We start from the raw sequence: 13,828 nt of genomic DNA, 5'->3' as shown, positions 1-13,828 counted from the left end.
ATCATTTCTGCGAAAGGCTTCCCTTGCTCTGCGTTCAACAGCTCCACGTGAAGGGCCGGCGCGACTATCTGCTCCCGCCCACCTCGCTGCAGGCCAACCGGGGCGAACTACTTCTCGTCACCGGCAAGCGCCAGGACCAGCGCACCGCCCTGGCGCTGACGCTCAGCGGCCGGATGAAGCCCACGGCCGGCACCCTGGAATGGGACCGCGGCACCGGGTCCAAGACCAGGATCAAGCAGCTGCGGCAGGCCAGCGCCGTGGTGGACGCCCCGGGCGTGAACGAACCGGAGCCGCACCTGAGCGTCCGGGACCTGGTCACCGAGGACCTCGCCCTCATCCCCCGCCGCTACCGGGGCGCGCTGCTCAGCACGCCCTGGCTCAAGGTCAACCGCTTCGAGGACATCGCCGGGCTCTGGGCCGAGGAGCTGCCCGCGGACCGGCGCCTGGAGCTGCTCACGGCACTGGCACTGGCCAATCCGCACACCGACCTGCTGGTGGTCGACTCCCCCGACCGCCACAGCGGCGACCCGGTCGACTGGCTGCCGCGGCTCCAGGAGCTTGCGTACGACGGCGGGCGGCCCCTCGCCGTCGTCGCAACCGTCGGCAGCGTCCCGCCGGGCTGGACCGGTCCAGTCACGGAGATCGGCAACGCCGTCCCGGCCCCCGAGTCCGCAGCCGCCCCTAACTCCGAAACCGAGGATCCCCGATGACCGTGCTGAGGCTGGCCCGTTCCGAACTAAAGCGCATGACCGGCGGCCTGCTGCCGAAGCTGACCATCCTGGCGCTGACCCTGGTGCCGCTGCTCTACGGCGCGGTGTACCTGTACGCGAACTGGGATCCCTACGGCAAACTGAACCAGATCGACGCGGCCCTCGTAGTGGAGGACTCCGGCGCCGGCACCTCCGACGGCTCCCGGCTGGAGGCCGGCCGGAAGGTCGCCGACAGCCTCGTGGAGGGCCATGTCTTCAACTGGCAGACCGTCTCCAGCGCGGAGGCCGCGGACGAGGGCGTGAGCAGCGGCAAATACGCGTTCGCGCTGAAGATCCCCCGTGACTTCTCCGCCAACCTGGTCTCGCCGGGGAGCTTCGACGCCGCCAACCAGGCCATGCTGAACGTCACCACCAACGACGCCAACAACTACCTGCTCAGCACGATCGTGGACAAGCTCACCACCGCGGTCCATGCCACCGTCGCGAAAGAGGTGGGCGAAGGAACCGCCAACCAGCTCCTGACCGGATTCGGCACCATCCACACCCAGATGCTCAAGGCCTCCGACGGCGCCCAGAACCTCGCCGACGGCGTCTCCTCGTTGCACACCGGCGCGGCATCCCTGCACGAAGGCACGGGCTCGCTCCGGAGCGGCGCCGGCGAGCTGGCCGCCGGGCAGCACAAACTGCTCGACGGCGCCAACGCCCTCACCAGCGGCGCCGGGCAGCTCTCCTCCGGGCTGGGCCAGCTCAAGGACAAGACCGCCACCCTGCCCCAGGATTCGCGGCAACTGGCCGACGGCGCGGCCCAGGTGGCCGCCGGGAACGCCGCGCTCAACGCCAAGTTCCAGGGCCTGGCCGGGCAAATGGCCGCGGCGGATCAGGCCGCCGCGCAGGCCCAGCGCGCCAAGGTGGCGGAGTCGACCGCTCGCATGGTGGCCTCCGGGCTGATGCTCCAGCCCCAGGCCGACGCACTGATGGCCGACTACGACGCCCACAACACCCCGGCCCCCTCCGGCGCGGCCGCTGCGCTGAAGGGCGCCGCCGGGCAGATCCAGCAGCTCGCGGACGGCTCGGCAGCCGTCAGCGCGGGTGCCTCACGGCTGGCCGGAGCGACGCCGGCCCTCACCGACGCCGTCGGCAAGGCCTCCGCCGGCGCCGACCAGCTCGCCAGCGGCTCCGCGGCCTTGGCCAGCGGGGAGCAGAACGCAGCCGCCGGGGCAGACAAGCTCTCCGACGGCGCGGCACAGCTCGACGACGGCGCGGCACAGCTGGACAGCGGCTCCGCCAAGGCGGCCGACGGCGGGAAAACTCTCGCCGCCGAGCTCGCCAAGGGCGCCGGCAAGATCCCCAACCCGGACGACGCGCAAAAGGACAGCCTCGCCAAGGTCATGGCGGATCCGGTCGCCGTCAGCAATGTCTCGCAGGCCAAAGCCGGATCCTACGGGGCCGGCCTGGCGCCCTTCTTCCTTACCCTCGCGCTGTGGATCGGTGTGTTTATGCTGATCCAGGCGATGCGCCCGGTCACCCAACGCGCCCTCGCCTCCAACGCGCCCGCGTGGAAAATCGCCGTCGGCGGCTGGCTGCCGTTCCTGGCCGTCGCCGGCGCCCAGGCCAGCCTGCTGACCCTCGTGGTGGATGTGGGGCTGGGCCTGGATCCCGCCCACCCCGTGCTGATGTGGGTCCTGATGCTGGCCGCCGCCATGGCCTTCAGCGCGATCATCCAGGGCGTCGTGGCGCTGCTCGGCTCCCCCGGCAAGCTCGTGGTGTTGATCCTGCTGGTCCTGCAGCTGGTCTCCTCCGGCGGCACCTTCCCCTGGCAGACCACGCCGGAACCGCTGCACGTGGTCCACCAGCTCCTGCCGATGGGTTACGTGGTCAGCGGCATGCGGCACCTGATCTACGGTGCCGATCTGGCCAGCATCCTGCCCACCATGCTGGGCCTCGTTGGCTACACTTTGCTGGGACTGGCGATGTCCGCCGTCGCCGTCCGGAAGCACAAGTTCTGGACCCTCAAGACCCTGAAGCCGGAGATCGCCCTATGAGCACCACCAGCGCGACAAGCCCTCCCAGCGCAACCGGGGCATCCGGGGCATCCGGGGCCGACGGCGGGAAGAAGCTCCGGCCCGGGCGCACCAACGCAACCAAGCAGAAGTTGTTCGACGCGTCGATGGAGCTGATTGGCGAGCGCGGGGCCGCGGGTGTGACGGTCGACGAGATCGCCGCGGCGGCCGGGGTGTCCAAGGGCACGGTGTACTACAACTTCGGCAGCAAGTCGGATCTGATCGCGCAACTGCTGCGGCACGGAGTGGACATCCTGATGGCACGGCTGCTGAGCGTCAAGGACGAGTCGGTGGACCCGCTGGCGGCAATGGACGAGATGATCGGCCAGGCCATGGATTTTATGGCCGAATACCCCTCCTTTGCCCGGTTGTGGGTCAGCGAGAACTGGCGGACGCCCAGCGAGTGGCAGGACACCTTCGCCGAGCTCCGCGGCCGACTGCTCGGCGTGATCGGCGCCGCCATCGAGGCTGTGGCCGCGAAGTACTCTGTGGACACCGGGGTGTCGCGCGGCAGCCTGGAGACGGCGATTTTCGGGGCGTGCTTTGTGGTGGGGCTGGACCGCCAGACCTACAATCCGGAGCGCACCCGGGCGCAAAGTGTCGCCGCAATCATGGCGACCATGCGTGGCTACGTCGTGAAATAGCTGCGCTCAGGGATGATTGGTCACATGCGCCACATGGGTAAAAGCGGCAGGACTGCCATCGGAGCATCCCTTGCCGCCCTGGCCCTGCTGGTGCTGACCGGCGCCACCCTGAACGAAACGGTGGGGCTGTGGTTCCTGGCCGCCTGCGCCCTGGCCTACGTGGCGTGTGTGGCCGAGGTTGTGATCCGGCGGCGGCACAAGACACTGCTGGCAAGCGGGGTCGGCAGCATCCTGTTCATCGCCTTCGGCATCGCGTTCCTGCGGCAGTGGGGACTGGCCTTCAATCCCGACCCGGAGGCACTGTCCACCCGCGTGGATGCCGAACACCCGGATCTGTATTTCTATCTTTCGGCGGCCGCCGGCGCGGCGACGCTGCTGCTGTTGCTCGCCGGTACGGTCCTGCCGGGTCGCGGCCCGGCCCGGCGCTCCGGCTACCCGTCCCGGCGTCCGGCGCCGCGCAGGCCGGCCGCCCGGCCGTCCGTGCCGCGCACGTCCGCGCCCCGAGCGGCAGTCTCCGGCACCGCACGACCGCGTGCTTCCACACCCCGGCCGTCGGCGCCGCGAACCTCCGCACCCCGCTCCGCCGCCCCGCAGTCCGCCGCCCCGCGCACGTCCACGCCCCGGTCCGCCGCCCCTCGCGCGTCCACGCCGCGGGCTTCCGCACCGCGTTCCTCGGCTGCACGGACGCCCGCGCCGGCAGCCAAGCGTCCGTCGTCGGCGACCAAGCCGGCCGCAAAGGTGCCGCCCAAACCGGCGCCCAAACCGGCGCCCAAACCTTCCAACCGGCGCTGACCGCCCCTCCGCGGCCCGGGAGCCCGGAGCACCGCGACGGCTACCCCGGCGAGGAGCAGCAGCCCGCCCGCCACTTCGGCCGGCGAGGGCACCTCGGCCAGGACCAGCCACGCCGTCGTCATGCCGACCACGGGGACCAGCAGCGTGAAGGGCACCACGGCGGAGGACGGATAGAGCCCCAGCAGGCGGTTCCAGATGCCGTATCCCACGAGGGAACCGAAGGCGGCGGTGTAGATCGCACTGGCGATTGTCACCGGCTGCAGGTCCATCAGCGCCCCCGACACCGCGGCCGGCCCGTCGACCAGCAGGGAGAGCCCGGCCAGCGGCAGCGGCACCACGGCGCCGGACCACACCACGAGTCCCAGGCCGGACGCTGCCTTCGCCTTGCGGGCCACGACGTTGCCCGCGGCCCAGGACAGCGCCGCTCCGAGCACAATGAGCAGGGGCAGTACGGGGGCCACGAGGCTGCGGCCGACAGCCACCACTGCGAGCCCGGCTATCCCCAGCACGACGCCGGCCAGCTGCCGCCGGGTGGGCCGCTCGGCAAGGATTCCGGCCGCAAGCAGCACCGTCAGGAGCACCTGCGCCTGCAGCACGAGCGAGGCCAGGCCGGCGGGCATGCCCAGCGCCATCGCCAGATAGAGCAGCCCGAACTGGCCCGCGCTCATCAGCAGGCCGACGCCGATGATCGCTTTCCAGCTGACGTCCGGCTTGCGGATGAAGAACACACAAGGAAACACCACAAGGGTGAAGCGCATGGCCACGAACAGGAGCGGCGGCATCTGGGCGCCGCCCCCGGGGTGCAGGCCAAGGTCAATGGCAACGAAGTTGATGCCCCACAGGATGGCGACCAGCAGGGCCAGCCCGGAATGACGAGGGGTCATTGCGCGAGCGGCCTCCGCCGTTCCGGCGCGTCAGAGATTGCGCGGCCGTTCGCCGTGCGGGCCCTCGGTGTCGCGCCGCTCCGCTGCCGTGTCCTCGCGGAACCCGGCGGCATCCCCCGCTTCTGCCGGACGCTCGCGGTCGCCCCGGTCCCGGCGCAGTTCCTCCTGGTGCTGGGTGCCCTGGTGCTGGGTGTCCTGGTGGGGCGCGTCGCTGCGTTCGGTCGTGACGACGTCCGGGTCGACGTCGTCGGCCCGGCGGAGCTGCTCCTCGGCGCCGGCGCGGACGGTTTCCGCCTCCTGCTGCGTGCCGCGCGCCTGCATGCGGAGACGTTCGGCCTCGACTTCGGCGGCCTTCGCGTCGGCTTCCGCCCGCGCCGCCTTCGCCTCGTGCTCGCGGGCGGCCAGTTGGTCGGCTTCCGCCCTCTCGCGCATTTCAGCGGCCCGGTTCCGGTCCGCGTCAGTCTTGCGCTTGCGGCCGAAGTAGATTGCCACTGCGACGATCGCGAGTACCACCACGATGCCGACGATGATCCCTACGAGCTGTCCTGAATCCACGGTGATCCACCTTTTCCCTCGGTCACTAAGAAAACACCGGCAGTAAAAGCAATAACAGCATCAGTAAACAACACAATCAGCGTGCTGACCATCAATCCGGCGCCGCGCTGGCCTGCTACTTCGCCCGCGGCACCTTGAAGTGCGTCAGCCGGGCGTCCTGGCCGTCGAGCTCGGCCCACGACTTCTCCGTCTCGAAGACGGTCAGGCCGCTGGTGGGGTAACGCGTGGCTGCGTCCATGTAGGCGTCATGGTTGGAGTCCCGGGAGGCCAGGTGCATGGCAAGATCCTGCACGCCGGGCATATGGGAGATCACCATCAGTGTCGTGACCGTGTCCGGGACATGGTTGATGACCGCGAGCATGCGCAGGGCGGAGGCTCCGTAGAGGCCGTCCTCGAGTTTCGGCGTCGGGGCTTTGTCTCCCAGTTCACTGCACACCCAGGTGCAGGTCTGCCTGGTCCGCAGGGCGCTGGAGCACAGGATGAAGTCGGGAACCACGCCGTGTTTAAGGAGCCATTTCCCCGCCAGCGGCGCCTCGCGGTGTCCTCGCTCTTCGAGCGGCCGTTCATGGTCGGCGACGCCGCCCGGCCAGTCCGCCTTGGCGTGCCGCATGAGCACCAGCCGTTTGATGTGATGCGCGCTCATGGCTCAATCCTAGTGCGGCTGGTTTCGCCACGGGCGCGCATCACGAGGGTGCCTCAGTCGTCCAGGACGAAGGTCACCTCAAGCACCACGTGCCAGGCCACGACGGCGCCGTCGCTGATTTCGACCTTCTGCTCCTTCACCCAGGCCCCGGTGACGTTGCGCAGGGTCTTGTTGGCCCGCTCGACGCCCTCCTTGATGGCGGCATCAAACGAGGTTTTGGAGTTGGAGCTCAGGGTAGTAATACGTGCAACAGACATGTTTCCTCCCAATAGTCGGCTCGACGGGACCGAGACTACGCCGAAGCCCCCAAACGCAACAGAGTCCAAAAGCCGCCGCCTCACCAGCGGCGGCTTCGCCGGATTTGGGGCCGTGCCCGCTTCGCGGTGCCCGCCACGCCGCGGCCCCAAAATCCGGCCTCGCCGCCTCAGCCGCGGAGCCCCGCGTAGTAGCGTTCCGGCGGCAGGGGCGCTACAGCGCAGCGGCACATCCCGAGAGCGCCGTTGTTGCGCGAGGAACGAGCGCAGGCGCCGAGGGATCTTGCCGCGAAAGCGAAAGCGCCCGCCCCCAAACAAGGGACAGGCGCTTTGCGGAAAGCTAAGGCTAGATGGAGTACTCCGGAGCGGCCCAGACAACGACCTCGGGGTGCTCGTAGAACCGGTAGCCCTGGCCGCGCACGGTCCGCACGGTGTTGGCGAGGCGGCCGAGCTTGGAGCGCAGCCGGCGGATGTGGACGTCGATGGTGCGCTCATTGGGAACCTCTTCGGCATTGCGCCACAGGCCCTCGAGCAGTTCGTCGCGGCCCACGGTGCGCGTGCCGTTCTCGACGAGGTAGTTGAGGAGCTCGAATTCCTTGAACGTCAGGTTCAGGGACTCGCCGTCGAGCGCCACTTCACGGCGCGCGAGGTCGATCAGCACACCGGACGGACGGGGGTCCTGCGGCTGCTGCAGCCGCGCGTTGTCGGCCCGCTGGCGGGCGCCGGCGGTCGGGTCGCCGAAGGTTGACCGGACGACGTCGAGCGCGGAACCCGGGGCAGACGCCGGGGCGACGGCGACGGCGGCGTAGCTTTCGGCTCCGGCGACGAGCGACTGGGCGTAGGCACGGATTTCCTGGGCCAGCTTGGCAATGGAGGTGCCGGCGGCGGCCGCGGTTTCCTCATCGATGCCCATGTAGAGCACAAAGCCGCGGGCCACGTTGTCGTTGGGCACGGGGCGGACCGGGCTGCCGTTGCCCGGGGCGATCACCGGAGTCGGCGCGGTGGCCGGCGAGGACTCGGCGGCGGGGACGGCGCGCAACTGGCCGTAGGAGTTGGGGTTGAAGCCCTGGGCGGCGTAACCGGGGGCGGGGAAGCTGCTGCCGCCTCCCGCGGGGCCGTAACTCGGACGGCCGCCAAAGCCCTGGCGGAGGCCGGATGCCTGGCCGGCCTTGTTGGCGTTACGGACGGAGATGTGGACGTATCCGGATGCAACTGACATGGAATGCTTACCTCAATGTGAATGGCCGTCATCGCGGCTCGAATGCTAGATCCCCGCAATGAGAACTGGGGAGGGGCGCCCGACGCTGGGCTGGGGGCGAATGCCTAGAAACGTTCTGGGGTGTAGAAGTTAGGCGTGCATTCGACAACAACGCATCTCGGTACCAGCTGGTGCGCTGATCCAGGAAGCTGCGGCTGCAGGTGCTGTTGAGTTCTTGTTCACATTTGAAGTGTGCAACGTAACAATGAGAACTAGCAAGTAACAATGGACCTCAAAGTCCGCATTGTGAGACAAAAAGGGCGATTGTAGCGCAAGTCACAATTCTGGCCAGTCAACGAAGCATGCTTCGTTTTTGTCCCCCGAGTGGTCAGCCAAGGGAAGTTGTCGAATATTGTTCGCCGAGCCCCTCCGTCGGCCGGAAATCGTTCACGGTAAGCCCGCGCGGCAAAATCACGGGGCCCGGAGTCCGCCGCCGCCGCCGTCCCAGCGGGCGGACACCCGCAGAACCCGGCCGGCGAGTTGATCCAGCTCGCTAAGCTGTGATTCACAGCTGGCGCACAGGATCCCCAAAGCCATCCCCTACTGCCGGATTGGAGAGTTGTCCCATGGCCACCTCGCACTCCATGACCAACAACCTGCCCACCCTTACGCACCCGGACGGGTCTCCCATCCGCGCTTTGGTGGTGGACGACGAACCGAGCCTCTCGGAACTCATGAGCATGGGGCTGCGGATGGCCGGCTGGTCCGTGGCGGTGGCGGCGGACGGCCCGGCAGCGCTGAAAGTCGCCAAGGAGTTCCGGCCGGACGTGCTGGTTCTGGACGTTATGCTCCCCGGCTTCGACGGCGTCGAATTGCTGGGCCGGATCCGGGCCTTCGCGCCGGAGGTTCCCGCCTTGTTCCTGACCGCCAAGGACGCCATCCAGGACCGGATCACCGGCCTGGCAGCGGGCGGCGACGACTACGTGACCAAGCCGTTCAGCATGGAAGAGGTCCTGTTGCGGCTGCACCGGCTGGTCCAGCGCTCCGGCGTCGCGGCCATGGACACCGCCGAGCTTGTGGTTGGGGACCTCGTCCTCAACGTGGACACCCGGGAAGTGACCCGTGCCGGCGAAGAACTCCACCTCACCGCGACCCAGTTCGAGCTGCTGCGCTACCTGATGGAAAACCCGAAACGCGTGGTCAGCAAGGCGCAGATCCTGGACCGCGTCTGGGACTACGATTTCGGCGGCCAGGCCAACATCGTGGAGCTCTACATCTCCTACCTCCGCAAGAAGGTCGACGCGGTCCACCCGCCGATGATCCATACCGTGCGCGGGGCCGGGTACGTCCTGAAACCGGCGGACTAGTCCGTGGCAGCCCCCGAGCGTGACCCCTCCGCCCCCGGCCGGGACTGGCGCAGCCCCTCAACCTGGCACCTGCGCACGCGCCTGGTCCTGCTCGCCATGGCTCTGCTCGTCGCGATCTGCGGCGCCGTCGGCCTGGTCAGCTACGCCTCGATGAATCTCTTCCTGACGAAGCAACTGGACTCCCAGCTGGACCAGGCCTCCGAGCGGGCGCGGGAGTTCGGCCGGCCCGGCAGCGGGGACGGGCGCCGGGACCCGCTTGAAGCGCGCGGCCAGGCCGTGGGCACCCTCAACGCCCGGATCCACAACGACGACGTCACCAGTGCCGGCTTCCTGGCCGAGGATGCCAGCCGGAAAGCCCTCTCCGCCGACGACGCCGACGTCCTGCTCGCGCTCACTCCCGACGAACCGGCAGTTGACCGGACCCTGTCCAGCGGCGCCTACCGTCTCGTCGCCGCGCAGACCCCGTATGGCGACGTGATCGTCACGGGCCTGCCCCTGAAGGAGAAGCAAGACACCCTGGCCTCGCTGGTGTGGACCATGGTGCTGGTCTCCGCCGGCGGTCTGGTCGTGATCGGATTGGCCGGGACGGCACTGATCCGGCGGACCATGAAACCGCTGGAGCACCTTTCAGAGGTGGCCACCAAAGTCTCCCGCCTCCCGCTCGACGCCGGCGAGGTCGCCCTCGCGGTGCGCGTGCCGCCGTCGGCCGCCAATCCCGGCACCGAGGTGGGCAGCGTGGGCTACGCCTTGAACCAGATGCTGGATAACGTCTCCAGCGCGCTTGAGTCGCGCCAGCAGAGCGAGATGAAGGTGCGCCAGTTCGTTGCCGACGCCTCGCATGAGCTGCGGACCCCGCTGACGGCCATCCGCGGCTACACGGAACTGATGCGCATGACAGAGCATTTCACCCCGGACGGCGAGAAATCCCTCGCCCGGGTGCAGAGCCAGTCGGAACGGATGACGACCCTCGTGGAGGACCTGCTCCTGCTGGCCCGCCTCGACGAGGGCCAGCCGCTGAAGTTCAGCGACGTGGATCTCTCCCAGCTCGCAATCGAGACGGTCAGCGACGAGAAGGTCATGGCCCCGGACCGCCTCTGGAAACTGGAACTCGCCGAGGAGCCCGTAGTGGTGCGGGGCGACGCTGCCCAGTTGCACCAGGTGCTGGCGAACCTGCTTTCCAACGCCCGCAAGCACACCGAACCGGGAACGACCGTGACTACAGCGGTGAAACGCACCAATGACGGCACCGCCATCGTCACGGTGACGGACAACGGCACCGGAATTGCCCCCGAATTCGTGGACCGGGTGTTCCGCCGCTTTGCCCGGGCAGACGCGTCCCGCCGGAACCCCGTCGGAACCGCGGCGCCGGCCGCAGTGCCATCCCGGGCGGGATCCCAGGCACCGCCGCCCGCCATGGCGCAGGCGCGCGCGGGCTCCCCCGCCACCTCCACCTCCCCTGTTCCGGCGGCGACGGCGGAAGGCACCAGCGGTCTGGGGCTGTCGATTGTGCAGGCGATTGTCGAGGCCCATGGCGGCACCGTCTACGTCACGTCCAGGCCCGGCCGCACGCAGTTCGCCGTCCGCCTCCCCGAGGCGGCTCCGGCGGCCTAGGAGAGGCAAGCCGCCACGCGGTTGAACGAGTCCTCCGTTACCTAAATGTGACATCCAAAGGAAAGTCCGGTACCGTTTTTAGGGTGCGGCCATCGATCTGGCCGCATATCCGGATTGACGCCAAACTCTGCCGCTTCCCGGATTCCGATGGATTAGGCAGAGACGGGGGACCCAGAGTTCCCGGGCATCTGCATCCATGCACCCTTGGGGTTAAGCCGCCACGTCGAGATTCCGTGCGGCCGGATTTTTGCATCCGAACCCGACAGCTAACTCCGTAGGCGTTGAGAGGCAAACATGACTGATTTCAAGGTACCCATGCGCCCAGAAGGCGCTAAACAGGCATCCGAAGCCGCGATCGCGCGCCACCGCGCCGAGCCGGCGAAGCGCACGACACTGTCCCGGGTTGGCGCCCGTGCGGGCTCCAAGGGCAAGCGCGCCGCCGTCGTGGCAACTGCCCTCGCGGTACTGCTGGGCGCAGGCGCCGCGGGCCAGGCCTCCAGCACGACGGCCCACACGGCAGACGCGTCCAAGGAATCGTCGCTGCAGAAGTTGGAGTTCGAACAGGTCGGCAGCAACGCCCCCGCGTCCCCCTCCACCGGCACCGTCGAAGCCAAGGCGGCGGAAGTCAAGCCCGCCGAAGCCCCGGCACCGCCGGCACCGCCTGCGCCGGTCGCCCCAGCCGCCGCCCCCGCCCCGGTGCAGCCGGTCGCCGTCGACGATCCGGCCGGCGCGCAGGCCTATGCCGCCGCACAGTTGCCCGTCCATGGCTGGGCTCCCAGCGAGATGCAGTGCCTGCAGAAGCTGTGGACCAGGGAGTCCGACTGGAAGACCACCGCCACGAACCCCAGCAGCGGCGCCTACGGCGTGGTCCAGGCCCTGCCGGCCGAGAAGATGGCAAGCGCCGGCGCGGACTACCGGACCAACTACCGGACCCAGATCAACTGGGGCCTGAAGTACGTGCAGGACCGGTACGGCTCGCCCTGCGGCGCGCTGAACTTCCACTACGCGAACAACTGGTACTAAACAGCCGCCACACGGGCCCCTGCCCGGCGAATTGTGAGGCCCTGGATTCACTGAATCCGGGGCCTCACGTGCGCCGGAAACCCGGCGGTCCGGCCGCCCGGGTTCGCCCGCCCCGGGCGGCTAGCCGTTCGGACGGCCCGGGATGTATTGCACCGCCCACTTGTTGCCGTCAGGGTCGGAGAAGTGGACGAAGTGGCCCCAGTCGTGGACGTCGATGTCGCTGACGTCCACGCCGTTGTCCTTAAGCTGCTTGTGGGCGGCCTCAATGTCGTTGACCACCAGCTGCAGGCCCGGGGCGGTGCCGGGCGGGGCATCGTTGAGGCCCTCGCCGATCGCAATCGAGCACCCGGAACCCGGCGGTGTCAGCTGGACGAACCGGATGCCTTCCGTGGGCCGTTCGTCGTAGTCGGCGTTGAAGCCCACCTTGTTGACGTAAAAATCCTTGGCGCGGTCCACATCGGACACCGGGACAAATACGAGTTCGAGTTTCCAGTCCATGGGCACAGGCTAGTCCCGGACGCCGGCCGCCGGAACCCCGGGGTGGCGCCTAGCCCGCGATGCCGTACAGGCGGTCGCCGGCGTCGCCCAGGCCGGGGACGATGTAGGACTTCTCGTTGAGCTTCTCGTCGATCGAGGCCAGCACGATCGTCACGTTGGCTTCCGAAAGCTCTTCCTCCAGCTTGGCCAGGCCCTCCGGCGCGGCGAGCAGGCAGATGCACGTGACGTCCGAGGCGCCGCGTTTGAACAGGAACTTGATGGCTTCGCGCAGGGTGCCGCCTGTCGCCAGCATGGGGTCCAGGACGAAGATCTGGCGGTCCGTCAGGTCCTCGGGGAGGCGCTCGGCGTAGGTGATGATGTCCAAGGTCTCTTCGTCGCGGGCCATGCCCAGGAAGCCGACCTCGGCCGTGGGGACCAGCTTGGTCATGCCTTCGAGCATGCCGAGTCCGGCGCGCAGGATGGGGACCACAAGCGGGGTGGGCTTGGTGAACGCCGTGCCGATGGTGGTGCTGACCGGAGTCTCGATGGTCACGGGTTCGGTGCGGACGTCGCGGGTTGCCTCGTAGGCCAGGAGCGTGACGAGCTCCTCGGTGAGCTGGCGGAAGACCGGGGACGGGGTGTTCTTGTCCCGCAGAACGGTGAGCTTATGGGCGACCAGCGGGTGGTCCACAACGAGAGTGCGCATGGGTCAAAACTATCACCCGGACGCCGGGGACCGTCCCGCCGGGCCGGGGGTATCGGCGTCGTCCGTTCAGCCGTTGCGGCTGTTCCCGGGGGCCCCGTCGCGCAGGTGGGCCTCGTTGTCGAACGTCGGAGCGGGGCCGGTGTGTTCCCGGCGCCGCAGCACGTGGAAGAGCCTGTGCGCCAGGATCACGATCCCCACCCAGCCCAGCCCGATGACCCAGCCGAAGATCACATCGGTCATCCAGTGGTGGCCGAGGTAGACCCGGCTCATGCCCATGGCGAAGATGAAGATCACACCGGCTGTGATGAAGCCGACCCGGGCGATCGTGCGCTTGACCTGCAGGCAGGCAAGGTAGACCACCAGCCCGATCACCACCGTGGTGTTCAGTGTGTGGCCGCTGGGGAACGACGGTGAGCTCTCGTAGGGCGGCACGGCGTCGGCGTGGTCGGGCCGGGTCCGGCCGATCAGCTTCTTGCCCAGTGACGTGGCAGTCACCGAAACCGCGGCGGCACCTCCGATCAGGATCAGCGGCCGCCAGGTTCGGGAGACCCAGATCAGCAACGCCGTCAGGATGCTGCCTAGGATCGGCATGCCGATGCCGCCGCCGATGTTCGTGAACCCGGTAACAAAGGAGTCCAGGCCCGGACTGCGCAGCTGCTCCATGTAGGAGAGCATCGGCTTGTCCAGGTTGGCCAGGCCGGCGTCGTCCACGACGTTGTCATAGACCTCCGCGCTGGTCAGGGCCAGGGCCACGACCACCACGCCGCCGATCAGCATCGTGATCCACAGCGCGGCGTACGGCACCACCCACTTGCCCCAGCGCCGCATCAGCCAGCTCTCAGTCCTGGTGCTCACTGCCGTCTCCCGACTTTCCGGTACACCGCGAAGGTGCACAGCCTGCTTA

The 13,828-nt window shown here is 68.6% G+C and carries 13 protein-coding genes, 1 pseudogene and 1 riboswitch; of the genes and pseudogenes, 6 read left to right on the top strand and 8 right to left on the bottom strand.

What is annotated here, in order from left to right:
* Positions 1-23 precede the first annotated feature (23 nt).
* The 3 genes from FFF93_RS02590 to FFF93_RS02580 are packed head-to-tail and all read left to right on the top strand — an operon-like array spanning position 24 to position 3,414.
* Positions 24-710, top strand: a complete 687-nt coding sequence (locus FFF93_RS02590) for an ABC transporter ATP-binding protein (RefSeq protein ID WP_138767457.1) — start codon at positions 24-26, stop codon at positions 708-710.
* On the top strand, positions 707-2,752 hold the full coding sequence (locus FFF93_RS02585) for a YhgE/Pip domain-containing protein (protein ID WP_138767458.1): 2,046 nt from the start codon (positions 707-709) through the stop codon (positions 2,750-2,752). Before FFF93_RS02590 ends, FFF93_RS02585 begins: the two co-directional genes overlap by 4 nt.
* Positions 2,749-3,414 (top strand): TetR/AcrR family transcriptional regulator, encoded by a 666-nt coding sequence (locus FFF93_RS02580; RefSeq protein WP_138767459.1) that lies wholly within the window; start codon positions 2,749-2,751, stop codon positions 3,412-3,414. The genes FFF93_RS02585 and FFF93_RS02580 overlap by 4 nt, the downstream gene beginning before the upstream one ends.
* Positions 3,415-4,226: 812 nt before the next feature.
* On the opposite strand, the pseudogene FFF93_RS02575 reads toward FFF93_RS02580, so the two are convergent.
* The 5 genes and pseudogenes from FFF93_RS02575 to FFF93_RS02555 all read right to left on the bottom strand — a co-directional run.
* A pseudogene (locus tag FFF93_RS02575) lies at positions 4,227-5,090 on the bottom strand (EamA family transporter); the annotation flags it as partial.
* 30 nt (positions 5,091-5,120) lie between these two features.
* Entirely contained in the window at positions 5,121-5,645 is a 525-nt protein-coding gene (locus tag FFF93_RS16880; RefSeq protein WP_186372214.1) for a hypothetical protein, read from the bottom strand.
* A gap of 115 nt (positions 5,646-5,760) precedes the next feature.
* On the bottom strand, positions 5,761-6,288 hold the full coding sequence (locus tag FFF93_RS02565) for a histidine phosphatase family protein (RefSeq protein ID WP_138767460.1): 528 nt from the start codon (positions 6,286-6,288) through the stop codon (positions 5,761-5,763).
* A 53-nt stretch (positions 6,289-6,341) separates the two neighbouring features.
* Positions 6,342-6,545 (bottom strand): dodecin family protein, encoded by a 204-nt coding sequence (locus FFF93_RS02560; RefSeq protein WP_138767461.1) that lies wholly within the window; start codon positions 6,543-6,545, stop codon positions 6,342-6,344.
* Positions 6,546-6,888: 343 nt separating this feature from the next.
* Positions 6,889-7,761, bottom strand: a complete 873-nt coding sequence (locus tag FFF93_RS02555; RefSeq protein WP_138767462.1) for a winged helix-turn-helix domain-containing protein — start codon at positions 7,759-7,761, stop codon at positions 6,889-6,891.
* A gap of 605 nt (positions 7,762-8,366) precedes the next feature.
* Between FFF93_RS02555 and FFF93_RS02550 the strand changes: the two genes are divergently transcribed.
* The 3 genes from FFF93_RS02550 (at position 8,367) to FFF93_RS02540 (ending at position 11,741) form a co-directional block, all read left to right on the top strand.
* Complete coding sequence (locus FFF93_RS02550) at positions 8,367-9,107, top strand: response regulator transcription factor (RefSeq protein WP_138767463.1); 741 nt, start codon at positions 8,367-8,369, stop codon at positions 9,105-9,107.
* Positions 9,108-9,110: 3 nt separating this feature from the next.
* A complete protein-coding gene (locus FFF93_RS02545; protein ID WP_261375265.1) occupies positions 9,111-10,718 on the top strand; it encodes an ATP-binding protein in 1,608 nt (535 codons plus the stop codon).
* Positions 10,719-10,826: 108 nt separating this feature from the next.
* Positions 10,827-11,013, top strand: a riboswitch (cyclic di-AMP (ydaO/yuaA leader).
* Positions 11,013-11,741 (top strand): hypothetical protein, encoded by a 729-nt coding sequence (locus tag FFF93_RS02540; RefSeq protein WP_138767464.1) that lies wholly within the window; start codon positions 11,013-11,015, stop codon positions 11,739-11,741. (Overlaps the previous riboswitch by 1 nt.)
* A gap of 120 nt (positions 11,742-11,861) precedes the next feature.
* Here the strand turns inward: FFF93_RS02540 and FFF93_RS02535 are convergent, their stop codons facing one another.
* The 3 genes from FFF93_RS02535 to FFF93_RS02525 form a co-directional block, all read right to left on the bottom strand.
* Entirely contained in the window at positions 11,862-12,239 is a 378-nt protein-coding gene (locus FFF93_RS02535; protein WP_138767465.1) for a glyoxalase superfamily protein, read from the bottom strand.
* Positions 12,240-12,288: 49 nt separating this feature from the next.
* A complete protein-coding gene (gene upp, locus FFF93_RS02530) occupies positions 12,289-12,924 on the bottom strand; it encodes a uracil phosphoribosyltransferase (protein ID WP_091255877.1) in 636 nt (211 codons plus the stop codon).
* A gap of 66 nt (positions 12,925-12,990) precedes the next feature.
* Entirely contained in the window at positions 12,991-13,752 is a 762-nt protein-coding gene (locus FFF93_RS02525; RefSeq protein ID WP_138770247.1) for a phosphatase PAP2 family protein, read from the bottom strand.
* Positions 13,753-13,828 lie beyond the last annotated feature (76 nt).

This window comes from Arthrobacter sp. KBS0702 (genome assembly GCF_005937985.2).
Classification (GTDB): domain Bacteria; phylum Actinomycetota; class Actinomycetes; order Actinomycetales; family Micrococcaceae; genus Arthrobacter.
This window is presented reverse-complemented; position numbering and strand designations above follow the sequence as displayed.

Bases quoted from the DNA above. Each gene is read 5' to 3' on its own strand.
- FFF93_RS02585 (WP_138767458.1), top strand. From the start codon at position 707: ATGACCGTGCTGAGGCTGGCCCGTTCCGAACTAAAGCGCATGACCGGC.
- FFF93_RS02580 (WP_138767459.1), top strand. From the start codon at position 2,749: ATGAGCACCACCAGCGCGACAAGCCCTCCCAGCGCAACCGGGGCATCC.
- FFF93_RS02565 (WP_138767460.1), bottom strand. From the start codon at position 6,288: ATGAGCGCGCATCACATCAAACGGCTGGTGCTCATGCGGCACGCCAAG.
- FFF93_RS02560 (WP_138767461.1), bottom strand. From the start codon at position 6,545: ATGTCTGTTGCACGTATTACTACCCTGAGCTCCAACTCCAAAACCTCG.
- FFF93_RS02555 (WP_138767462.1), bottom strand. From the start codon at position 7,761: ATGTCAGTTGCATCCGGATACGTCCACATCTCCGTCCGTAACGCCAAC.
- FFF93_RS02550 (WP_138767463.1), top strand. From the start codon at position 8,367: ATGGCCACCTCGCACTCCATGACCAACAACCTGCCCACCCTTACGCAC.
- FFF93_RS02540 (WP_138767464.1), top strand. From the start codon at position 11,013: ATGACTGATTTCAAGGTACCCATGCGCCCAGAAGGCGCTAAACAGGCA.
- FFF93_RS02535 (WP_138767465.1), bottom strand. From the start codon at position 12,239: ATGGACTGGAAACTCGAACTCGTATTTGTCCCGGTGTCCGATGTGGAC.
- upp (WP_091255877.1), bottom strand. From the start codon at position 12,924: ATGCGCACTCTCGTTGTGGACCACCCGCTGGTCGCCCATAAGCTCACC.
- FFF93_RS02525 (WP_138770247.1), bottom strand. From the start codon at position 13,752: ATGCGGCGCTGGGGCAAGTGGGTGGTGCCGTACGCCGCGCTGTGGATC.